This window comes from Streptomyces sp. 549 (assembly GCF_030124175.1).
GTDB lineage: Bacteria > Actinomycetota > Actinomycetes > Streptomycetales > Streptomycetaceae > Streptomyces.
This window is the reverse complement of the sequence record NZ_JASKMT010000025.1, coordinates 20504-40920: the sequence shown is the minus strand read 5'-3', so window position 1 is coordinate 40920 and position 20417 is coordinate 20504. Positions and strand designations below refer to the sequence as shown.

Below are 20417 nucleotides of genomic sequence, written 5' to 3'. Positions count from 1 at the left end.
CGGTCGACGACCGAAGGCGTCCCCCATGGCCCCCGGAATGTCGTCCCTCCCCCACGGTCCGGCGGGTCCCCTCCCTCCGCTTTCTCTCCCCTCCACTCACCCGAAGTGAGGTCAGGACCATGAAGCGCACCATCCGTCCGGGCTCGGCCGCCCGCAGCTCCCGTTCCACCACGGCGGCATTCGTCGCCGGAGCCGCCGCCGTCGTTCTTCTCGCGGGCTGCTCCAGTGACTCCGGCGGCATGCAGTCCCAGGAGGGCTCCGACGAGTCCGCCGCCGGGAAGGCCGACACTCCGCGCATGAAGATCGCGATGATCACCCACGCGGCCCCCGGCGACACCTTCTGGGACATCGTGCGCAAGGGAGGCACCGCCGCGGCTGCCAAGGACAACGTCGAGCTCGTCTACTCCAGCGACGAGAAGGCGGCCGACCAGGCGAACCTGATCCAGAACGCCATCGACCAGAAGGTGGACGGCATCGCGATCACCGCCGCCAAGCCGGAGGCGATGAAGGCCGCCGTGGAGAAGGCGCAGGCGGCCGGCATCCCGGTGGTCGGCTTCAACGCCGGACTCGACCAGTGGAAGGAGATGGGACTGCTGTCCTACTTCGGCCAGGACGAGGAAGTGGCCGGTGAGGCCTTCGGCAAGCGCCTCAACGACGACGGTGCCAAGCACGCCATCTGCGTCATCCAGGAGCAGGGCCACGTGGCCCTGGAGGCGCGCTGCGCCGGTGTGAAGAAGACCTTCGAGGGCACCACGGACATCCTGTACGTCAACGGCAAGGACATGCCGTCGGTGAAGTCGACCATCGAGGCCAAGCTCCGCCAGGACAAGTCGGTCGACCGGGTCGTCACGCTCGGCGCGCCCTTCGCGCTGACCGCGGTGGACTCGGTGAAGGAGTCCGGCAGCAAGGCGGAGGTCGCGACCTTCGACCTCAACAAGGAACTCGTCGGCTACCTCAAGGACGGCCGCATCGCCTTCGCCGTCGACCAGCAGCCCTACCTCCAGGGCTACCTGGCCGTCGACACGCTGTGGCTGTACAAGAACAACGGCAACTTCAGCGGCGGCGGCGAGCAGCCGGTGCTGACCGGCCCCGCGTTCGTCGACGAGGACAACATCGAAGAGATCGGCAAGTTCGCCGAGAAGGGCACCCGGTGATGTCCATGGCGCAGGCAGCCACCCCGGCCGCCGACCCCGCCGGTACGCCCCCCGCCGCCCCGGCGGCGGGGGGCCCCGGCCCGGCCGGCAAGGACGGCAGGACGGCCCGGCGCTCGCCGGTGCACCGCCTGCTGGGCCGGCCCGAGATCGGGGCACTGATCGGGGCCGTCGCGGTATACGTCTTCTTCTTCAGCGTGGCCCCCTCCTTCCGCCAGTTCGACTCGCTGGCGACCGTGCTCTACCAGTCCTCCACCATCGGCATCATGGCGCTGGCGGTGGCCCTGCTGATGATCGGCGGCGAGTTCGACCTGTCCGCCGGCGTCGCGGTCATCACCTCCGCCCTCACCGCCAGCATGTTCGCCTTCCAGCTGTCGATGAACGTCTGGGTGGGCGTGGCCTTCGCCCTGGTGGTGTCGCTCGCCGTCGGCGCGCTGAACGGCTTCCTGCTGATCAAGACGGGGCTGCCGAGCTTCCTGGTCACACTCGGCACCTTCCTGATGCTGCAGGGCGCCAACCTGGCCGTCACCAAGCTGGTCACCGGCAACGTCGCCACCGACTCCATCCGCGACATGGACGGCTTCTCCCAGGCGCAGGCGGTGTTCTCCTCCTCCGTCAGCATCGGCGGCACCAGCATCCGCGTCACCGTGCTGTGGTGGCTGTTCTTCGCGGCCGTCGGCACCTGGGTGCTGCTGCGCACCAAGTACGGCAACTGGATCTTCGCCGTCGGCGGCAACCGCGACAGCGCGCGGGCGGTGGGCGTGCCGGTCGCCTTCACCAAGATCACCCTGTTCATGACGGTCGGCTTCGCCGCCTGGTTCGTCGGCATGCACCAGCTGTTCGCGTACAACACCGTGCAGTCCGGCGAGGGTGTCGGCAACGAGCTGCTCTACATCGCGGCGGCGGTCATCGGCGGCTGCGTGCTGACCGGCGGCTACGGCTCGGTGGTCGGCCCGGTGATCGGCGCCTTCCTCTTCGGCATGGTCACCCAGGGCATCGTCTACGCCAACTGGAACCCCGACTGGTTCAAGTTCTTCCTCGGCGCGATGCTGCTGCTCGCCGTCCTCGTCAACCTGTACGTGCGCAACCAGGCCACCCGGAGGTGACCCACGATGGCGACTTCCCCCGCTGACCGCCCGTCCCGCTCCGAGGCGATCGTCGAACTGCGCGGCGTCGGCAAGTCCTACGGCAACGTCCGCGCGCTCAGCGGCGTCGACCTGACCGTCCGGCCCGGCCGGGTGACCTGCGTGCTCGGCGACAACGGCGCAGGCAAGTCCACCCTGATCAAGATCGTGTCCGGACTGCACCAGCACTCCGAGGGCGAGTACCTCATCGAGGGCCGCCCGGTGCGGCTGTCCACCCCGCGTGAGGCGTTGGACCACGGCATCGCCACCGTCTACCAGGACCTGGCCACCGTGCCGATGATGCCGGTGTGGCGGAACTTCTTCCTCGGCTCCGAACGCACCCGCGGCGTGTGGCCGTTCCGCCGGCTCGACATCGCCGAGATGAAGCGCGTCGCCGACGCCGAGCTGCGCCACATGGGCATCGTGCTGGACGACCTGGAGCAGCCGATCGGCTCGCTCTCCGGCGGCCAGCGGCAGTCGGTGGCCATCGCCCGGGCCGTGTACTTCGGCGCCCGGGTGTTGATCCTCGACGAGCCGACCGCGGCCCTGGGCGTCAAGCAGTCCGGCGTGGTGCTCAAGTACATCGCCGCCGCCCGCGAGCGCGGCCTCGGCGTCATCTTCATCACCCACAACCCGCACCACGCCTACATGGTCGGCGACCACTTCGCGGTGCTGCGGCTGGGCGCGCTGGAACTGAACGCCGCCCGCAGCGAGGTCACGCTGGAGGAGCTGACCAACCACATGGCGGGCGGCGCCGAACTCGCCGCGCTCAAGCACGAGTTGTCGCAGGTCAGCGGAGTGGACGTCGAGGAGCTGCCCGAGGAGACCGAGCTGAAGGCGTCCGGCACCTCCCGCGGCTGAAAGCGCGCGTCCGCACGCCGCCTGACACGCCGCACCGGGCCCGCCCCGGCGCACACCGCTCCCCCACCCGCACGTTCCCCGGTCCGGCCAGGACCGGGTGAGAGGAGACACCCGTCATGACAGCCCCCGGCCTCCCCGTCCTGGACCGGCTCCGCATCGGCTCGGCCCCCGACTCCTGGGGTGTGTGGTTCCCCGACGACCCGCAGCAGGTGCCCTGGCAGCGGTTCCTCGACGAGGTGTCGGGCGCCGGCTACGACTGGATCGAGCTCGGCCCCTACGGCTACCTGCCCACCGACCCGGCCCGGCTCACCGACGAGGTGCAGCGCCGCGGCCTGAGCGTCTCCGCCGGCACCGTCTTCACCGGACTTCACCGCGGCCCGGCCGTGTGGGACGCGACCTGGGCCCACGTGTCGGAGGTCGCCCGGCTGACGAAGGCGATGGGCGCCGGGCACCTGGTGGTCATCCCGTCCTTCTGGCGCGACGACAAGACGGCAGAGCTGATCGAGCCGCCGGAGCTGACCGGCGAGCAGTGGTCGCAGCTCACCTCCGGCATGGAGCGGCTCGCCCGGCGCTGCCGTGAGGAGTTCGGCCTGGACATCGTGGTCCACCCGCACGCCGACACGCACATCGACACCGAGGAGCACGTGGTGCGCTTCCTCGACGCGACCGACTCCGACCTGGTCAACCTGTGCCTGGACACCGGCCACTACGCCTACTGCGGCGGCGACAGCGTGAAGCTGATCGAGACCTACGGCGAGCGCATCGGCTACCTGCACCTCAAGCAGGTCGACCCGGACGTGCTGGCCGACGTGGTGAAGAACGGCACCCCGTTCGGCCCGGCGGTCCAGCAGGGCGTGATGTGCGAACCGCCGCTGGGCGTGCCCGCGCTGGGCCCGGTGCTGACCGCCGCACAGAAGCTGGACGTGGACCTCTTCGCCATCGTCGAGCAGGACATGTACCCGTGCCCGCCCGACCAGCCGCTGCCCATCGCCGAGCGCACCCGCCGCTTCCTGCGCTCCTGCGGCGCCTGACCGCCCACCCCGCCCCCGCCCCCGCCCCCGCAGACGAAGGACGAACCATGAACCAGGGCTCCGTCGGCATCGCCGTGATCGGCACCGGCAAGATGGGCGCCGACCACGTGCGCCGACTCACGCACGTCACCAGCGGCGCCCACGTGGCGGCGGTGGTGGACCTCGACCACGCCAGGGCCTCCGCGCTGGCCGACGGCGTGGACGGCTGCACCGCGTACACCGACCCGGCCGCCGCGATGGACGCCGACGGTGTGGACGCCGTCCTCATCGCCTCCCCCGGCCCGGCCCACGAGCAGGCGCTGCTGGACGCACTGGCCAGGGACCTGCCGGTGCTGTGCGAGAAGCCGCTCACCCCGGACGCCGAGAGCGCGCTGCGGGTGCTCAAGGCCGAGCAGGAACGCGGCCGGCGGCTCATCCAGGTCGGTTTCATGCGCCGCTTCGACAGCGAGTACCTCCAGCTCAAGGAGCTGCTGTCGCGCGGCGAGCTGGGCCGGCCGCTGATGCTGCACTGCCGGCACCGCAACGCCTCGGTGCACGACTACTTCACCAACGAGATGCTCATCAACGACGCCGTGGTGCACGAGATGGACTGCGCCCGCTGGCTGCTGGAGCAGGAGATCACCGCGGTCAGCGTCTTCCGGCCGACGGCGAACTCCGGTGCCCCCGAGGGCCTCAGCGACCCGCAGCTGGTGGTCTTCGAGACCGACGCCGGCGCGCTCGTCAACGTCGAGATGTTCGCCACCTGCGGCTTCGGCTACCAGGTGCAGGCCGAGGCGGTCTGCGAAGGCGGCACGGCCCGCATCGGCGAGGGGCACGGCATGCTGACCAACCGGGCCGGGCGCTGGGGTGGCGACATCACCCAGGACTTCATCGGCCGGTTCGCCGAGGCCTACGACCGCGAGTTGCAACGCTGGGTGGACGCCACCCGCGAGGGCCGCACCACCGGGCCGAGCGCCTGGGACGGGTACGCCGCCGCCGCGGTCTGCGAGGCGGGCGTCACCGCGCAGGCCACGGGCCGGCGAACCACCGTCGACATGATCGAACGTCCCGCCTTCTACCGCTGAGGCACCCCCCCCCAGGTCTCCTACCTGTACTGCGCGCCGCACACCTTCCACCACGGCGACGACGCGCCATGGAGCCCTCGGTGTTCATGCGCCGCCGGATCGACGAGTACCTGGCGGGGTGGGGCTGAGTCCGGCGGCGCACCAGCGGGGCCAGCCTCGGAACGGCCTGGGACCGGCCTGGCAACGGCACTGCGACGCACTGGAACCGGAAGCCTGTCGGTGATCGTCATATGGGCTGACCGGCCATCCCAGGTGCCACACGCGTAACAGGCGTTGCCGACCGGTCACAGCCGTCACCGTTACGCGGGTTTCCGGTCACAGCGGATCAACAGCGGTCCGTGCTTGTCACGCTGCGTGTCGCCACGAGCACAGACTGACAGGGCATCACCGGACTCACCCGTGGAGGTGCCCTACATGACCGAGCGACGCCTGTGGTCCTACAAGGAGATCGCCGCACACATCCAGGTCCAGCCGGACACCGTGCGCAGCTACGGAAGGCACGGCCTGCTGCCGCCGCCCGACCTCGTCGAGGGCGGCAGGCCGTACTGGTACACGGACACCATCGCCGACTGGGTGGCCCGCAGGCCCGGTCACGGCGGACGACGCGACGCCTGACCAAGCACCACCAGCACCACCAGCACCACCAGCTCCACCAGCTCCACCAGCTCCACCAGCACATCGATCGAACAGCCCAGGGGCCCCTGCCACCGCAGCACGCGGCGGCCGGGGCCCCTGGGCGTGCGCGGGCGCACGGCGCGCGGACCGGGCCTGCCCGGCGACCGGCGCGGCACACCCCGCGAGACCCCGCCCGCGGTCCGCCGCGCCCGGGCCGACACTCCTCACCCATGCCCGACGGAATACCGTGGGGGGGTATATGGTTGCCAGTGTCGGAAGCACCCGCAATCCCTGGAGGGGTCATGAGCACCCAGCAGCCCAACACCACCGCCGTCTACAAGGTCACCGGCATGACCTGCGGACACTGCGAGGGCGCGGTCGTCGGTGAGGTCTCGCAGATCGAGGGCGTCGCCGCCGTCGAGGCCGCCGCCGCCTCCGGCCTGGTGACGGTCACCTCCGCCGTGCCCGCCGACGCCGCGTTCGACGAGGCCGTCGCCGCGGCCGTGGACGAGGCCGGCTACGAGCTTGTCGGGAGGGTGTGATGACCGGCGCACGCACGCGCGCACCCGCCGGGCCGACGACCGCTCCGCCGCCCGGCCCGACCGGGGCCGGCGACCCCGGGACCGGCGGCCCCGAGCACCGTGTGGCGCTCACCGTCGGCGGTATGACCTGCGCGGCCTGCGCCGCCCGGATCGAGAAGAAGCTCAACCGGATGGAGGGCGTCGAGGCCAGCGTCAACTTCGCCACCGGCACCGCCAGCGTCGACTACCGGGACGGCGTCACCGTCGCGGACCTGATCGGCACCGTCGAGCGCACCGGCTACACCGCCGAGGCCCCGCCCCAGCCGGCCGTGTCAACCGATGCGGCGGCGCCCGGGACCGCCGGCGCCACCGCATCGGCCGGGCAGGCGGACGAGGACGCGCCGCTGCGGCAGCGCTTCCTGGTGTCGCTGGTGCTGTCGGTTCCGGTGATCCTGCTGGCGATGGTGCCGCCGTGGCAGTTCGACAACTGGCAGTGGCTCTCGCTCACCCTCACCGCGCCGGTCGTCGTCTGGGGCGGGCTGCCGTTCCACCGCGCCGCCTGGACCAACGCCCGGCACGGCGCCGCGACCATGGACACCCTGGTGTCCATCGGCACCTCCGCGGCCCTGGGCTGGTCGCTGTGGGCGCTGTTCTTCGGCCACGCCGGCATGCCCGGCATGCGGCACGGCTTCGACTTCACCGTCTCCCGGGGCGACGCCGGCTCGGCGATCTACCTGGAGGTCGCCGCCGGGGTCACCACCTTCCTGCTGCTGGGCCGCTACCTGGAGGCCCGGTCCAAGCGCAGCGCGGGCGCCGCGCTGCGCGCCCTGATGGAGCTGGGCGCCGGAGAGGCGACCGTGCTGCGCGACGGGCGCGAGGAGCGGGTGCCGGTCGGGCAGCTGGCGGTCGGCGACCGCTTCCTGGTCCGTCCGGGCGAGAAGATCGCCACCGACGGCGTGGTCCGTCAGGGCCGGTCGGCCGTCGACGCCTCGATGCTGACCGGCGAGTCCGTGCCCGTGGACGTCGCCGCGGGTGACGCGGTGACCGGTGCGACCGTCAACGCGGGCGGCCGGCTGGTCGTCGAGGCGACCCGGGTCGGCGCCGACACGCAGCTCGCCCGGATGACCCGCATGGTCACCGAGGCGCAGAGCGGCAAGGCCGCGGTGCAGCGGCTCGCCGACCGGGTGTCGTCGGTGTTCGTGCCGGTGGTGCTGCTGATCGCGCTGGGCACGCTCGCCGGCTGGCTGTGGCTGAGCGGCGACGTGAGCGCCGCCTTCACCGCCGCCGTGGCCGTGCTCATCATCGCCTGCCCGTGCGCGCTGGGCCTCGCCACGCCGACCGCACTGCTGGTGGGCACCGGGCGCGGCGCCCAGCTGGGCATCCTGATCAAGGGCCCGGAGGTGCTGGAGTCCACCCGCCGGGTGGACACCGTGGTGCTGGACAAGACCGGCACCGTCACCGAGGGCCGGATGCGGCTGGACGGCGTGCACCCGGCCCCCGGCGTCACCGAGGAGGAGCTGCTGCGCCTGGCCGGCGCCGTGGAGCACGCCTCGGAGCACCCGGTGGCGCGCGCGGTGGCCGCCGGGGCCGCCGAGCGGCTGGGCACAGCTCTGCCGGACCCGGAGGAGTTCACCTCCGTCGCCGGGCTCGGCGTGGTGGGCGTCGTGGCGGGCCGGACGGTCCTGGCGGGCCGGGAGGGCCTGCTGCGGGACCGCGGTGTGCCGCTGCCCGACTCGGTGGCGGCTGAGCGCGGCACGGCCGAGCAGGCGGGCCGGACGACTGTGCTGGTGGCGTGGGGCGAGCCGGACGGGGGCGCGCCGGTGGTGCGCGGCCTGCTGACGGTCGCCGACACCGTGAAGGAGTCCAGCGCCCAGGCCGTGCGGGAGCTGCGTTCGCTCGGGCTGGAGCCGGTGCTGCTCACCGGGGACAACCGGGCGGTCGCCGAGTCGGTTGCCCGCAGCGTCGGCATCGGGCCCGAGGCGGTGTACGCCGAGGTGCTGCCGCAGGACAAGGTGGACGTGGTCCGGCGACTCCAGGAGGAGGGCCGCACGGTGGCCATGGTCGGCGACGGCGTCAACGACGCCCCGGCGCTCGCCCAGGCCGACCTGGGCCTGGCGATGGGCACCGGGACGGACGCGGCGATCGAGGCCGGCGACCTGACGCTGGTCCGCGGCGACCTGCGGGTGGCGGCGGACGCGGTGCGGCTGTCCCGCCGCACCCTGACCACCATCAAGGGCAACCTCGTGTGGGCCTTCGGCTACAACGTGGCCGCGCTGCCACTGGCCGCGGCGGGGCTGCTCAACCCGATGATCGCCGGCGCGGCCATGGCCTTCTCGTCGGTGTTCGTGGTGCTCAACAGCCTGCGGCTGCGGCGCTTCCGCTGACCCGCCGGTCGCGGCCGGGCCCGGAAGGCCGCCGGCCCGGCACGCGAAGTCGCGGACCGGGCCGGAGAACAGGAGAACGCCCCGTCACGAGTCCCCCCACGGGCCCGTGCACGGGGCGTTCCCTTCTTCCCGGTCGGATTCCCCCCACGGGATCCGCGCCGGGCGTCTGCGAGGCCGCTTGCGCCTCCGGGACGGCCGCTCAAAGCCTCCGGACGCGCTCGGCACAACGCGGCAGCAACGCCGCCGGGTGTCGCTGCCAACCCGTGAGACCCACGAGGGGGCCGGATGGTTGCCCTGGAAACCGGTGTGACCTACGTCTCCTTCACGACGCGGCACGGCCCCGGTCCGCAGGGGACCGGGGCCGTGCCGACGCGGGATGCCCGCAGCGGTGGGTCAGCGCTGCTCGACGGGCACGTAGTCGCGCTCGACGACACCGGTGTAGATCTGCCGCGGACGGCCGATCCGGGAACCCGGCTCCTTGATCATCTCGTGCCACTGGGCGATCCAGCCGGGCAGCCGGCCGATGGCGAACAGCACGGTGAACATGCTGCTCGGGAAGCCCATGGCGCGGTAGATCAGGCCGGTGTAGAAGTCCACGTTGGGGTAGAGGTTGCGCGAGACGAAGTAGTCGTCGTTGAGCGCGTGCTCCTCCAGCTTGAGCGCGATGTCCAACAGCTCGTCGGACTTGCCCAGGGCGGCCAGCACGTCGTGCGCGGCGTCCTTGATGATCTTCGCCCGGGGGTCGAAGCTCTTGTAGACGCGGTGCCCGAAGCCCATCAGGCGAACGCCGTCCTCCTTGTCCTTCACCTTGCGGATGAAGGCCGAGACGTCGCCGCCCTCCCGCTGGATGCTCTCCAGCATCTCCAGCACCGCCTGGTTGGCGCCGCCGTGCAGCGGGCCCCACAGTGCGCTGATGCCCGCGGAGATGGAGGCGAACATGTTCGCCTGCGAGGAGCCGACCAGGCGCACGGTGGACGTGGAGCAGTTCTGCTCGTGGTCCGCGTGCAGGATGAGCAGCTTGTCCAGCGCGCTCACCACGACCGGGTCCAGGCCGTACTCCTCGGCCGGCACCGAGAAGGTCATGCGCAGGAAGTTCTCGACGTAGCCGAGGTCGTTGCGCGGGTAGACCACGGGGTGGCCGATGGCCTTCTTGTAGGCGTAGGCCGCGATCGTGGGGAGCTTGGCCAGCAGCCGGATGGTCGAGAGGTGGCGCTGCTCCTCGTCGAACGGGTTGTGGCTGTCCTGGTAGAACGTGGACAGCGCGCTGACCACCGAGGACAGCATCGCCATCGGGTGCGCGTCCCGGGGGAAGCCGTCGTAGAAGCGCTTGACGTCCTCGTGCAGCATCGTGTGCTGGGTGATCTGGTTGCGGAACCCGGAGAGCTCGTCCACGCTGGGCAGCTCGCCGTTGATCAGCAGGTAGGCCGTCTCCAGGAACGTGCCACGCTCGGCGACCTGCTCGATCGGATATCCGCGGTAGCGGAGAATGCCTTTCTCGCCGTCGAGAAAGGTGACCGCTGATTTGACGCCTGCGGTGTTGCCGTAGCCCGAATCCAGGGTCACCAGACCGGTCTGGGCGCGGAGCTTGCCGATGTCGAACCCACGGTCACCGACCGTGCTGTCCACCAGCGGGTAGCTGTACTCGTCGTCTCCGTGCCGCAGTACTACTGCGTCGTTGTCGCTTGCGCGGTGTTCGCTCACGTCATCCCTCACCGACGTAGTGCCTCTTCCTCGAGGTGCCCTGACTGCCTCCACTGTCCCCCATTTGACGCTGTGCGGTGCACTCGGGGTCGGCCAAAGGGCTCGTCGGTGGCACCCAGTGCCGCAGGAAAGCTACGCCTCCCGCGGTGCGAACCGCAATCGGTGGTCGAGCGCGGTCCACCGCCGACCGGCCGAGACGGTGCGTACCGCCTGCCCCAACGCCCTCTTCGACCCCACCAGGACCACCAACCGCTTGGCCCGGGTGACGGCCGTGTAGAGCAGGTTGCGCTGGAGCATCATCCACGCGCCGGTGGTGACCGGGATCACCACCGCCGGGTACTCGCTGCCCTGCGACCGGTGGATCGTCACCGCGTAGGCGTGCGCCAGCTCGTCCAGCTCGTCGAAGTCGTAGCCGACCTCCTCGGCCTCGTCGGTGAGCACCGTCAGCCGCTGCTCCACGGTGTCGATGCCGGTGACGTGGCCGACTGTGCCGTTGAAGACGCCGTTGGCGCCCTTGTCGTAGTTGTTGCGCACCTGGGTGACCTTGTCGCCGACGCGGAAGACCCGGCCGCCGTAGCGCTTCTCCGCCAGCCCCGGGCGGGCCGGGGTGACGGCCTGCTGGAGCAGGCCGTTCAGCGCGCCCGCCCCGGCCGGGCCCCGGTGCATGGGCGCCAGCACCTGCACGTCGCGCCGCGGGTCGAGCCCGAACCTGGCCGGCAGTCGGCGGGCCGCCACGTCCACCGTGAGCAGCCCCGCCTGCTCGGTGTCCTCCTCGACGAACAGGAAGAAGTCCGCGAGGCCCTGCGTGAGCGGCGGCTTGCCGGCGTTGATGCGGTGCGCGTTGGTGACCACGCCGGACTCCTGGGCCTGCCGGAAGATCCGGGTCAGCCGCACCGCGGGGATCGGGCCGCCGTCCGCCAGCAGGTCGCGCAGCACCTCTCCGGCACCGACCGAGGGCAGCTGGTCAACGTCGCCCACCAGCAGCAGGTGGGCGCCGGGCGCCACCGCCTTGACCAGCTTGTTCGCCAGCAGCAGGTCCAGCATCGACGCCTCGTCCACCACGACCAGGTCGGCGTCCAGCGGCCGGTCCTGGTCGTAGGCGGCGTCACCGCCCGGCTTGAGCTCCAGCAGCCGGTGCACGGTGGAGGCCTCCGCGCCGGTCAGCTCGGCCAGGCGCTTGGCGGCCCGCCCGGTGGGCGCGGCCAGCACCACCCTGGCCTGCTTGGCGCGGGCCAGCTCCACCACCGAACGCACCGTGAAGGACTTGCCGCAGCCCGGCCCGCCGGTGAGCACCGCCACCTTCTCGGTGAGCGCGAGCCGCACGGCGGCCCGCTGCTCCGGGGCCAGCTCCGCCCCGGTCCGCCCGGCCAGCCAGGTGAGGGCGCGGTCCCAGTCGACGTCGCGGAACGCGGGCAGCCGGTCCTCCCGGGCGCGCAGCAGCGCGCGCAGCCGGCCGGAGAGCGACAGCTCGGCGCGGTGGAAGGGCACCAGGTACACCGCGGTGATCTCCCCCGCCGGGTCCTGCGGGTCCGGCACCCGCTCGCGGACCACCCCCTCCTCGTCTGCGGCCAGCTCGCCGAGGCAGTCGATGACCAGGCCGGTGTCCACCTGGAGCAGCTTCACCGCGTCGGCGATCAGCTGCTCCTGCGGCAGGTAGCAGTTGCCCTGGTCGGCGGACTGGGACAGCGCGTGCCGCAGCCCGGCCTTGGCCCGTTCGGGGCTGTCGTGCGGAATGCCGACGGCCTGCGCGATGCGGTCCGCGGTGAGGAAGCCGATGCCCCACACGTCGGCGGCCAGCCGGTAGGGCTGCTCGCGGACGACGCGGACGGAGTCGTCGCCGTACTTCTTGTAGATGCGCACCGCGATGGACGTGGACACCCCGACGCCCTGGAGGAAGACCATCACCTCCTTGATGGCCTTCTGCTCCTCCCAGGCGGCGGCGATCTTGGCCGTCCGCTTGGGGCCGAGGCCCGGCACCTCCACCAGCCGGCCCGCGTCCTCCTCGATGACGTCGAGCGTGTCCACGCCGAAGTGCTCCACGATGCGGTCGGCGATGCGCGGCCCGATGCCCTTGATCAGGCCCGAGCCGAGGTAGCGCCGGATGCCCTGCACGGTGGCGGGCAGCACGGTCTCGTAGTTCTCCACGGTGAACTGGCGGCCGTAGGAGGGGTGCGAGCCCCAACGGCCCTCCATGCGCAGCGACTCGCCCGGCTGCGCGCCGAGCAGCGCGCCGACGACCGTCAGCAGGTCCCCGTCGGGGCCGGCGTCCCGGCGGCGGGCGGGGGCGACCCTGGCCACGGTGTAGCCGTTGTCCTCGTTGGCGTAGGTGATGCGCTCGAGAACGCCTTCGAGCACCGTCAGTGGCAACGACATGGACCGAAGGTAGCGCCCCGGACCGACAGCCCGGCAGGGCCCTGCCCCGGAGCGGGAGCGGGTGCCCGGAGAGGGGCGGTCGGCGGCCCGGGGAAGTCGCGGGCCGCGACGAAATGATCACGCAGTGCCGCGGCAACCGCTACATTGACGGCTCCCCGCGCCGACCGCGCGGCTCGCTTCGAGGAGTTCGCTTCCCCAACTGCCTTCCAGCGCAAGGAAATCCAGCATGAACAAGCGCAAGTTCACCACCGCTGCGGCACTGGTCGCGGCAGTCGTCGCCCTGCTGCCGGCCTGCGGCACCGAGTCCGGGGCGGTGGACGCGGGGGACCGGGGGCAGGTGCGGCTGGCGCTCTCCCTGCCGCGCACCGACGGCGCGTTCTTCACCGAACTGGTGGCCGCGGCCCGCGCGGAGGCGGCAACGCAGGGTGTGGAGCTGGACGTGGTCGACGCGGGTGACGACGTGGGCGAGCAGCGTTCGCAGCTGGGCACCCTGGCCCGGCAGGGCGCGCACGCCCTGATCGTGGACGCGGTGGAGACCGGGCCGATCGCGGAGTGGCTGGCGACGGCCGAGGGACGACGGGTGCCGGTCGTGGCGGCCGACCGGCCGCTGCCGGGTGCGGACGTGGCGTCCACGGTGGCGTCGGACCACGATCCGGGCGGCCGACTCGCCGCCGAAGCCCTGGCCGAGGCGCTGGAGGAGTCCGGCCCGGTGGTGGTGCTGCGCGGCGGCAAGGCGGTGTCGGCGTCCCGTGACCGGGGGGCCGGCTTCACCGCACGGCTGGGCGACTTCCCCGGCATCGAGGTGGTGGGCGCGGCCACGGCGGGCTTCGACCGCGACCGCGGAGCGGACGCCATGAAGGACCTTCTGGGTGAACACCCCGACCTGGCAGGGGTGTTCGCGGAGAACGACGAGATGGCGCTGGGCGCCGTGCGGGCCCTGGGCGACCGGGCAGGCGACACCGTGCAGGTGGTCGGCTACGACGGCACCCGGGACGCCCTCGCCGCGATCGCACGCGGCACCCTGGCCGCCTCGGTGGCGCAGCAGCCCGCCGAACTGGGCAAGGTGGCGGTGCGCAACGCGGTACGGGCCGCGCGCGGGGAACCGGTGGACGCGCGCATCCTGGTGCCGGTGTCGCTGGTCACCGCGGACAACGTCGCCGACTTCCGCTGACCTGCGGCCCCGGACCGCACATGCTGCGAGGGGCCCGGCCGCGTACGGCCGGACCCCTCGACACCCCCTCGGAACATCCGGTGGCTCCCCCTCCGCCAGAAGTCCCGATGCAAGTGAGACACCCGAACGTCACCAAGGGTTGTACGTCCGCCACGGAAATCTTTCCGGCGGCCCAGGGCGCCCGCCTCACCCGTGCGGCTGCGGAGCCGGCGGCTCCGCCGACGCCGGGGTGAGGTCGCGGGGGCCGGCGCCGAAGGCGTCCGCGCACAGCTGCGCGAACCAGCCCAGGCCCGGCACCGCGAGCAGCCAGCCGGCCAGCGCCCAGCCCAGGTGCAGGTGGCCCAGCAATCGCCCGACGGCGGCGACGCCTTCGGCCCGCACCCGGCCGTCGTCGCTCTCGTAGGTGAGGCGGCGCAGCCGTCCCGGGTGCTGCTCGGCGGGCACGATCCGCAGGGCGACCGGGCGTCGGCGGGTGATCCAGCGGCCGAACCCGGAGCAGGGCGTGCACGTCGCGGCGACGTACAGGCGGGCGCCGGCGGTGCCCGGCCAGGGCCGCAGCCGCGGCACCCAGGCGCGCACCCCGGCCCGGTAGTCGTCCCAGCCCTCACCGTGCCGGTCCCGCAGCCAGGCGTTCTCGTGCCAGTCCGCCAGCCCCGCGCCGTAGGCGAAGGCGGTGGCGGCTGCCGCCAGCAGCCGCCAGTCGCCGGCCGCCGCACCGAGGACGAGGAAGGTCAGCACGATGGACAGCTGCATCGGGTTGCGCACGTAGGCGTACGGGCCGCTGGTGACGAGCCGGACCGGAGGGTCGTAGGGCACCGGCGTGCCGCCGCCGCGCTGGACGAACTCCCGGACCGCCACCACCCCCAGCAGCAGCGGCACCGCCACCACCTGCGCGACCAGGGTGAGTCCGGTGACACCGCCGGGAATCCCCGGCCCGGTCGTCAGCAGCGGTAGCCCCACCATCAGCGCCCCGCTGAGCAGCATCTGGGCCCCGGCCCGGCGGGCGGTGTGGCGGCGCTGCAGCGTCCAGCGGCCCAGCAGCAGCCCGGGGACCAGGCAGACCAGCACCGCCGCCGCCTCACCCAGCAGCCAGGCGTCGCCGAGCCGCACCACGGGGTCGGCCAGCGGCATCGCGACCAGGTCGAGCCAGGCCAGGGCGGCCACCGTGAGCAGCAGCGGCAGCCGCCCGTCCAGCGGTCGGCGCAGCAGCACCGGCACCGCGCCCCACAGCAGCGCCCAGCCCAGCAGCAGGTCCACGGGCAGACCGGCGACGGTGCCGCCGTCGGCGTGGAAGGTCCACCACCCGGCCCGCACGGCGAGCAGGTTGACCGCCGGCAGCGTCACCGCCTGCCAGGCGGTGGCGACCAGGGCCGCTCCGAGGGCCCGGTGGGCGGGTGGCCGGTGCACGGCGAGCGCGGTCACGGCCAGCAGCGGGACGAACAGGCACGCGGCCCTGATCAGCAGCGGATCGCCGCTCATCGTGCGTCGCCGACTGCGTCGGCAGCGGTGTCGGCGGCGGGTTCGGCACCAGCTTCGGCAGTGGTCTCAGCAGTGGTCTCAGCAGTGGTGGTGAAGGTGTCGGCGAGGTATCCGGCGGCCTGGGTCATGCCGTAGCGCTGCAGCGGGCCGAAGTACCAGCCGGGGTCGTAGGTCCGGTGGTAGTGCAGCCGCCAGGTCAGTTCGGTGCTCCGGCCGCCGTCCACCGCACGCCAGCTGACCTCGGCGGTGCGCAGGTCCAGCCACCGGGCGAGGGTGGTGTCCTCGGTGACGTCGAAGACGGCGTGCGCCGCGCCGCTGCGGGTGACGGTGAGGACCATGGCGCGCGGTGTGGCCTGCGCGTTGACGGCGAGGGTGCGGCGCGGGGTGAACTCGACGCTCCGGGAGTCGCCGACGTCCAGGCCGGTGCCGGTGGCGTGCAGCGGCCGGGGGAACGGGACGCGGCGCAGGAACACGGGTGCCGGGTCGTCGAAGGCCGGCTCGCCTGCCAGGGCCCGCGCGACCTGCTCGGGTGTCGCCTGCACGGTCCGGGTCGCGGACACCGTTTCGGCGCGGGGCATCTGCCAGGCGCCACTGCCCTCCAGTGACAGCGCGAACACCGCCAGCAGGGGCAGCACGACAACGGCGTTGGCCCGGCCCCGGCGCCGCCGGGCGGCGTCGGCGGACTTGCCGATGAGGACGGCGACGAGCAGGAACAGCGGCGCGGCCATCAGCAGGCACACCATGCCCTCACCGAGCAGCGGTCCGGCCAGTGCCAGCCCGACGCTGACCGAGGCGACCGCCGTTCCGGTGGCGCTCTTCGGCCGGGCGGTCAGGGCGACGGCCAGCGCGATGAAGGCGGGCAGCCCGACGTAGAACAGCGCCGTCTGCTCCAGCTCCCCCGTGTTCAGGATTCTGACGGCGCCCATCGCCGCGAACAGGGCCAGCAGCACCGAGGCCAGCACCCAGCGCGCGTTGCCGGGCGGCGCGGGCCGGTCCGGCCGCCGGTGCTGTGCTGCGTCGGTCCCGTCAGTCCCGTCGGACCCGTCGGACCCGTCGGGGCCACCTGCTGTGTACGGCTCGGACTCCTCGACCATGCCCCACCCCTTCATCGATCGGTTTAACCACTTGATTAAACCGTATGATGAATCGCAGCCGAAGGGAAAGTCGTATGACGCAGGACACCAAGGACCGCCTGATCGACGCGGCCATCACCGTGATCACCACACAGGGCTACGGGGCCACCAGCGCGCGCTCCATCGCCAAGGAGGCGCAGGTCAACTCGGCGCTGGTCTTCTACCACTTCGGCGGCGTCGACCCGCTGCTGCTCGCGGCGCTCGACCGCTCCTCGGCGGAGCGCATGGCCCGGCACCGGGAGACGGTGGCGAAAGCGCGCACCCTGGAGGATCTGGTGGAGGCCGCCACCACCATCTACCGCGACGACGTGGAGGGCGGGCACATCACGCTCTTCACCGAGCTGGTCGCCGCGGCCCTGGCCAAGCCGGAGCTGCGCAGCGAGGTGAGCCGCCGGGGCGAACCGTGGCTGGAGTTCGTCGAGTCCACCATCGAGCGGGTCATCGGCGGCAGCCCGCTGGCCGCGCTGATCCCGCCGCGGGACGCCGCGAACGCGGCCCTCACCTTCTATCTCGGCGTCAACCTGTTCACCGTGCTGGACACCGACCGGTCGCGCACCGACGCCGTCTTCGCCATGGCCCGACGCCTCGCCCCCCGGGCCCGACTGCTCACCATGCGCCTCCCCCGGCGGCGCACCCCGCGGCCGAAGACCACTCCGCCCGAGGCCGGTTGAGCCCGTGAGGCGTCCGGGGTGCGTAGTTGCGGCACGCGTGCCGGATGGACGGCGTGGACCGGTCCGCCTACGCCGTAATCCCGGCGCACTCCGGGCGCACTCCCGCACCAGCGGCGCAATCGGGCCCGTCCCCCTGGCGGCGTCGGTGCCGCCCGCGTCACGCTGGCAGGGGTCCGCTGGGGGTGGGCCCGGGAACCAGCCGGGGGGCGGCATGCGGGGCGGGGCACTGAGGGCGGTGCTGAGCTGCGGGGTGCTGCTGGCGCTCGCGGGCACGGCCGGATGCACGGCACAGGCACGCGGCGCGACGGCGGCGACACCAGCCGCCCCCTCGGCGCCCGGAGGCGGTCCGGCGCTGTCGGAGCCCTTCCTCGCGGAGGGCGCGTGCAGCACGCGGCAGGGCACGGTCGAGGAGGTCGCGTGCGACAGCGAGCGCGCGGTGGCCCGGGTCACCGCCCGCCACCGGACGCCTGCCGGGAGCGGACCGAGGTGCCCGGCGAGGACCGACTTCGTCCTGCACGTCACCGAGCGCACGCCCGCGGCCGACGAGGACGGCGACGGTTCGGTGTCCCCGGGCTACGCCTGCATGCGCAAGCTGCGGCCCCCGCACCCGGGTGATCCGGGTGGTGGCGGCGGGCCGCGGACCATCACCGGCGACTGCCTGCGCTCCACCGGGCGCGGCCAGGTGAAGGAGACCGCCTGCGAGCCGGTGGACGGCGGGGTGAAACCCCAGTTCCTGGTGACGCGGATCGTCACCGACCGGTCGGCCTGCCCGGCCGGCACCGTGCTGCACGTCATGGTCGGCGGCAACGCGCCGGTGGGCTGCGCCCGGTCACTGCGGCAGTGACCGGGCACAGCGCTCACCTGCGGTCGGACGTCACGGCAGGGCCGGAGGCCGCCGCTCGGTCATCGGCGCGTCCAGCGCCGGGTCGGGCGCCGCGAGCGGCTGCGGCGCGGCGGAACGGGCAGCCGGGGAGGCCGGGGTGACGTCGATGCCGACCCACCGGAGCAGCATCCGGGTGGCCTGCGCCCGGTCGTCGTCAGCCAACTGGGCGATGTTCGCGCCGTGGTTGGCACCGGGAGCGGTGAACACCTTCGCGTCGCGGTTGCGTTCGCCCACCCGGAACGGCTCGGCCCGCCACGGGTCGTTCTCGCCGTTGACGAACAGCATCTGCGAGGAGTGCCGCTGCACCCAGCGGTCGATGTCGCGCATCGCGTGCCGGTCGAACCGCGGCATGGGGATCTCGCGCGGCACCGCGTTGCGGGGGTGCTGGATGCCGGGGTAGCGGAGCAGCCCGTCGAGCTGCGTGGTGCTCACCGACGGCCAGCCCAGCTGGGTGCCCGCCTGGTAGAAGTACGGCGAGTAGGGCAGCAGGCCCTGGTCAGTGCCGAAGTCGAAGCCGACGGTGGCGTCGATCCAGTCGTACAGCTCGTCGGTGGTGGCGTCCGCGCCCGGCACCGTGGCGCACCGGTTCTCGCCCTGGTACTGCCAGAAGGCGTACACCACGTCCATGGCCAGCACCTCGTAGGCGCGGTCCGCGGAGCCGTAGAGCGTGAACGTGAGGTTGTTGTCCTGGGCCCACTTGGCGTAGCGGTCGACGATCTCGCCGCGGCGCAGGAACGCCTCCCGCTCGGCGGTGGCGAGCCGTGCGCGGCACTCGGCCGAACCCACCGAGGCGAAGAACCGGTCGTAGGCCGAGTCCTCGTTGTTGTCCACGTTGTTGGGCGCCACGTAGGCGACCGTGCCGGCCATGTCCCGCGGGTAGAAGCGCCGGTAGTAGGTGGCGGTCATGCCGCCCTTGCTGCCGCCGGTGGACACCCACTTGCTGCTGTAGATGCCGCGCAGCGCGGTGAAGATGCGGTGCTGGTCGCTGGCGGCCTGCCAGATGTCCAGCTTCCTCCAGTCGGCGGTGTCCGGGCGGGACGGGGCGAAGTACCGGTACTCCATGGAGACCTGGTTGCCGTCCACCATCCGGGTCGGCTCGCTTCGCGCCGGGTTGGTGTTCAGCCCGTAGCCCGAGGTGAAGAAGACGGTGGGCCGGTCGTCGGCCCGGTGCAGCACGGTGATGCGCTGCTTGAACGTGCCGCGCCGGGGCTTGCGGTGGTCCACCGGCTGCTCGAAGTTCAGGACGAAGAAGCGGTAGCCGTCGACCGGCTTCTCCTCGATCAGGCTCATGCCGCGGATCGCCAGCAGGCGGTCCTTGATGTCGGTGCTGCTGGTGCCGTTGGTGCCCTCGGCACCGGAGGTGGCGGCCTGCCCGTCGGGCCCGGCCGCGGTGGCGGCCCCCGCCGACGCGGTACCGACGGCCAGCGTGCTTATCAGCACGACCAGCGACAGCACCCATGCGAGCGATCTGCGCATACTCAACTCCCCGGGGGTTTCCCTGGATTCGCACATGGTCGCGGCGAACCTATCGGCGCGGGTGCCGCCACGCCAGCCCCTCTCGCCCCTCCCGGGCCGTGTCGCCGCGAGTGGCGGGCAGCGGACCAGTACGGCAGCCCGCCCGCCACCGGCGGCGACGCTTGCCCGCGGGGCCTGGCTACCCTCGGGGCATGACCGACGCCGTGCCGCTGCCGCTCGCCTCCGGCCCCCGCCAGATGAACCTGCTCGCCGTCGACCGGGTACCGGAGGACTCACTGCCGGCCGCGTACGTGCTGGTCGCGCTGCGGCACTCCGGCCGGCTGCTGATGGTGCACGAGCGCGACCGCTGCTGCTGGGAGCTGCCCGGCGGCGGCCTGGAGCCCGGCGAGACGGCCCGGGAGGGCGCGGTGCGGGAACTGTACGAGGAGACCGGGCAGCGCGTCGCACCGGACGCGCTGCGCTTCGCCGGCTACGTGACGACGGCGATCGGCCCCGAGCAGCGGGTGCTGCGCGGCGCGCTGTTCGCCGGGGAGACGGAGGCGCCGATGCCGTTCGCCGCCGGTGAGGAGATCGCCGGAATCCACTGGCTGGCGGAGGGCGCGGAGCTGCCCTCCTCGGCCGAAGTGCAGACGGTCGACGTCTATCTGGCTGCGCTCACCCGCCCCTGACCCGTACCGTCTGCGCATGCCACGACCGGCGGGGGTCGACTCTCAGGGTGAGTATCCGTAGCGAATGGCCGCTGCGGGGAGTTCTTTGGCAGCCAACACTCGCGACAGCCG

The 20417-nt window shown here is 72.7% G+C and carries 18 protein-coding genes; 12 read left to right on the top strand and 6 right to left on the bottom strand.

Annotation, left to right across the window (positions count from 1 at the left end):
• Positions 1-119: 119 nt before the first annotated feature.
• The 6 genes from QNO07_RS22440 (at position 120) to QNO07_RS22415 (ending at position 5846) form a co-directional block, all read left to right on the top strand.
• On the top strand, positions 120-1154 hold the full coding sequence (locus QNO07_RS22440; RefSeq protein ID WP_283994071.1) for a sugar ABC transporter substrate-binding protein: 1035 nt from the start codon (positions 120-122) through the stop codon (positions 1152-1154).
• Positions 1154-2257 (top strand): ABC transporter permease, encoded by a 1104-nt coding sequence (locus tag QNO07_RS22435; protein WP_283994070.1) that lies wholly within the window; start codon positions 1154-1156, stop codon positions 2255-2257. Before QNO07_RS22440 ends, QNO07_RS22435 begins: the two co-directional genes overlap by 1 nt.
• 6 nt (positions 2258-2263) lie before the next feature.
• The gene (locus QNO07_RS22430) at positions 2264-3136 is read left to right on the top strand and encodes an ATP-binding cassette domain-containing protein (RefSeq protein ID WP_283994069.1); all 873 of its coding nucleotides are present in this window, start codon (positions 2264-2266) and stop codon (positions 3134-3136) included.
• 116 nt (positions 3137-3252) lie between these two features.
• Complete coding sequence (locus QNO07_RS22425) at positions 3253-4167, top strand: sugar phosphate isomerase/epimerase family protein (RefSeq protein ID WP_283994068.1); 915 nt, start codon at positions 3253-3255, stop codon at positions 4165-4167.
• 47 nt (positions 4168-4214) lie between these two features.
• Positions 4215-5231, top strand: a complete 1017-nt coding sequence (locus tag QNO07_RS22420; protein ID WP_283994066.1) for a Gfo/Idh/MocA family protein — start codon at positions 4215-4217, stop codon at positions 5229-5231.
• Positions 5232-5645: 414 nt separating this feature from the next.
• A complete protein-coding gene (locus QNO07_RS22415; protein WP_283994064.1) occupies positions 5646-5846 on the top strand; it encodes a helix-turn-helix transcriptional regulator in 201 nt (66 codons plus the stop codon).
• Here the strand turns inward: QNO07_RS22415 and QNO07_RS22410 are convergent.
• Positions 5822-5947 (bottom strand): hypothetical protein, encoded by a 126-nt coding sequence (locus QNO07_RS22410; RefSeq protein WP_283994063.1) that lies wholly within the window; start codon positions 5945-5947, stop codon positions 5822-5824. The genes QNO07_RS22415 and QNO07_RS22410 overlap by 25 nt on opposite strands.
• A 201-nt stretch (positions 5948-6148) precedes the next feature.
• Here QNO07_RS22410 and QNO07_RS22405 point away from each other — a divergent pair, with 201 nt between their 5' ends.
• Together QNO07_RS22405 and QNO07_RS22400 are read left to right on the top strand one after the other, a co-directional pair.
• A complete protein-coding gene (locus QNO07_RS22405) occupies positions 6149-6388 on the top strand; it encodes a heavy-metal-associated domain-containing protein (protein WP_283994061.1) in 240 nt (79 codons plus the stop codon).
• Positions 6388-8751, top strand: a complete 2364-nt coding sequence (locus QNO07_RS22400; protein ID WP_283994060.1) for a heavy metal translocating P-type ATPase — start codon at positions 6388-6390, stop codon at positions 8749-8751. Before QNO07_RS22405 ends, QNO07_RS22400 begins: the two co-directional genes overlap by 1 nt.
• A gap of 393 nt (positions 8752-9144) precedes the next feature.
• Here QNO07_RS22400 and QNO07_RS22395 read toward each other — a convergent pair whose 3' ends face one another.
• Together QNO07_RS22395 and recD2 are read right to left on the bottom strand one after the other, a co-directional pair.
• Entirely contained in the window at positions 9145-10464 is a 1320-nt protein-coding gene (locus QNO07_RS22395; protein ID WP_502961909.1) for a citrate synthase, read from the bottom strand.
• 120 nt (positions 10465-10584) lie between these two features.
• Positions 10585-12825, bottom strand: a complete 2241-nt coding sequence (gene recD2 / locus QNO07_RS22390; RefSeq protein ID WP_283994058.1) for an SF1B family DNA helicase RecD2 — start codon at positions 12823-12825, stop codon at positions 10585-10587.
• A gap of 226 nt (positions 12826-13051) precedes the next feature.
• Between recD2 and QNO07_RS22385 the strand changes: the two genes are divergently transcribed.
• The gene (locus QNO07_RS22385; RefSeq protein WP_283994056.1) at positions 13052-13996 is read left to right on the top strand and encodes a substrate-binding domain-containing protein; all 945 of its coding nucleotides are present in this window, start codon (positions 13052-13054) and stop codon (positions 13994-13996) included.
• A 186-nt stretch (positions 13997-14182) separates the two neighbouring features.
• Here the strand turns inward: QNO07_RS22385 and QNO07_RS22380 are convergent, their stop codons facing one another.
• Together QNO07_RS22380 and QNO07_RS22375 are read right to left on the bottom strand one after the other, a co-directional pair.
• Positions 14183-15475, bottom strand: a complete 1293-nt coding sequence (locus tag QNO07_RS22380; RefSeq protein ID WP_283994054.1) for a methyltransferase family protein — start codon at positions 15473-15475, stop codon at positions 14183-14185.
• The gene (locus tag QNO07_RS22375) at positions 15472-16569 is read right to left on the bottom strand and encodes a hypothetical protein (protein WP_283994053.1); all 1098 of its coding nucleotides are present in this window, start codon (positions 16567-16569) and stop codon (positions 15472-15474) included. The genes QNO07_RS22380 and QNO07_RS22375 overlap by 4 nt, the downstream gene beginning before the upstream one ends.
• Before the next feature lie 74 nt (positions 16570-16643).
• Here QNO07_RS22375 and QNO07_RS22370 point away from each other — a divergent pair, with 74 nt between their 5' ends.
• On the top strand, positions 16644-17279 hold the full coding sequence (locus QNO07_RS22370; RefSeq protein ID WP_283994052.1) for a TetR/AcrR family transcriptional regulator: 636 nt from the start codon (positions 16644-16646) through the stop codon (positions 17277-17279).
• 211 nt (positions 17280-17490) lie between these two features.
• A complete protein-coding gene (locus tag QNO07_RS22365; protein ID WP_283994051.1) occupies positions 17491-18123 on the top strand; it encodes a hypothetical protein in 633 nt (210 codons plus the stop codon).
• Positions 18124-18153: 30 nt separating this feature from the next.
• On the opposite strand, the gene QNO07_RS22360 is transcribed toward QNO07_RS22365, so the two are convergent.
• Positions 18154-19638: a S28 family serine protease gene (locus tag QNO07_RS22360; RefSeq protein ID WP_283994050.1), complete on the bottom strand. Its 1485-nt coding sequence runs from the start codon at positions 19636-19638 to the stop codon at positions 18154-18156.
• Positions 19639-19829: 191 nt separating this feature from the next.
• Here QNO07_RS22360 and QNO07_RS22355 point away from each other — a divergent pair, with 191 nt between their 5' ends.
• Entirely contained in the window at positions 19830-20306 is a 477-nt protein-coding gene (locus tag QNO07_RS22355) for an NUDIX hydrolase (RefSeq protein ID WP_283994049.1), read from the top strand.
• The last annotated feature ends 111 nt before the right edge of the window (positions 20307-20417 follow it).

Excerpts from the sequence above, each read along its gene's own strand:
- QNO07_RS22440 (WP_283994071.1), top strand. The coding sequence starts at position 120 with ATGAAGCGCACCATCCGTCCGGGCTCGGCCGCCCGCAGCTCCCGTTCC.
- QNO07_RS22435 (WP_283994070.1), top strand. The coding sequence starts at position 1,154 with ATGTCCATGGCGCAGGCAGCCACCCCGGCCGCCGACCCCGCCGGTACG.
- QNO07_RS22430 (WP_283994069.1), top strand. The coding sequence starts at position 2,264 with ATGGCGACTTCCCCCGCTGACCGCCCGTCCCGCTCCGAGGCGATCGTC.
- QNO07_RS22425 (WP_283994068.1), top strand. The coding sequence starts at position 3,253 with ATGACAGCCCCCGGCCTCCCCGTCCTGGACCGGCTCCGCATCGGCTCG.
- QNO07_RS22420 (WP_283994066.1), top strand. The coding sequence starts at position 4,215 with ATGAACCAGGGCTCCGTCGGCATCGCCGTGATCGGCACCGGCAAGATG.
- QNO07_RS22415 (WP_283994064.1), top strand. The coding sequence starts at position 5,646 with ATGACCGAGCGACGCCTGTGGTCCTACAAGGAGATCGCCGCACACATC.
- QNO07_RS22405 (WP_283994061.1), top strand. The coding sequence starts at position 6,149 with ATGAGCACCCAGCAGCCCAACACCACCGCCGTCTACAAGGTCACCGGC.
- QNO07_RS22400 (WP_283994060.1), top strand. The coding sequence starts at position 6,388 with ATGACCGGCGCACGCACGCGCGCACCCGCCGGGCCGACGACCGCTCCG.
- recD2 (WP_283994058.1), bottom strand. The coding sequence starts at position 12,825 with ATGTCGTTGCCACTGACGGTGCTCGAAGGCGTTCTCGAGCGCATCACC.
- QNO07_RS22385 (WP_283994056.1), top strand. The coding sequence starts at position 13,052 with ATGAACAAGCGCAAGTTCACCACCGCTGCGGCACTGGTCGCGGCAGTC.
- QNO07_RS22380 (WP_283994054.1), bottom strand. The coding sequence starts at position 15,475 with ATGAGCGGCGATCCGCTGCTGATCAGGGCCGCGTGCCTGTTCGTCCCG.
- QNO07_RS22375 (WP_283994053.1), bottom strand. The coding sequence starts at position 16,569 with ATGGTCGAGGAGTCCGAGCCGTACACAGCAGGTGGCCCCGACGGGTCC.
- QNO07_RS22370 (WP_283994052.1), top strand. The coding sequence starts at position 16,644 with ATGACGCAGGACACCAAGGACCGCCTGATCGACGCGGCCATCACCGTG.
- QNO07_RS22365 (WP_283994051.1), top strand. The coding sequence starts at position 17,491 with ATGCGGGGCGGGGCACTGAGGGCGGTGCTGAGCTGCGGGGTGCTGCTG.
- QNO07_RS22360 (WP_283994050.1), bottom strand. The coding sequence starts at position 19,638 with ATGCGCAGATCGCTCGCATGGGTGCTGTCGCTGGTCGTGCTGATAAGC.
- QNO07_RS22355 (WP_283994049.1), top strand. The coding sequence starts at position 19,830 with ATGACCGACGCCGTGCCGCTGCCGCTCGCCTCCGGCCCCCGCCAGATG.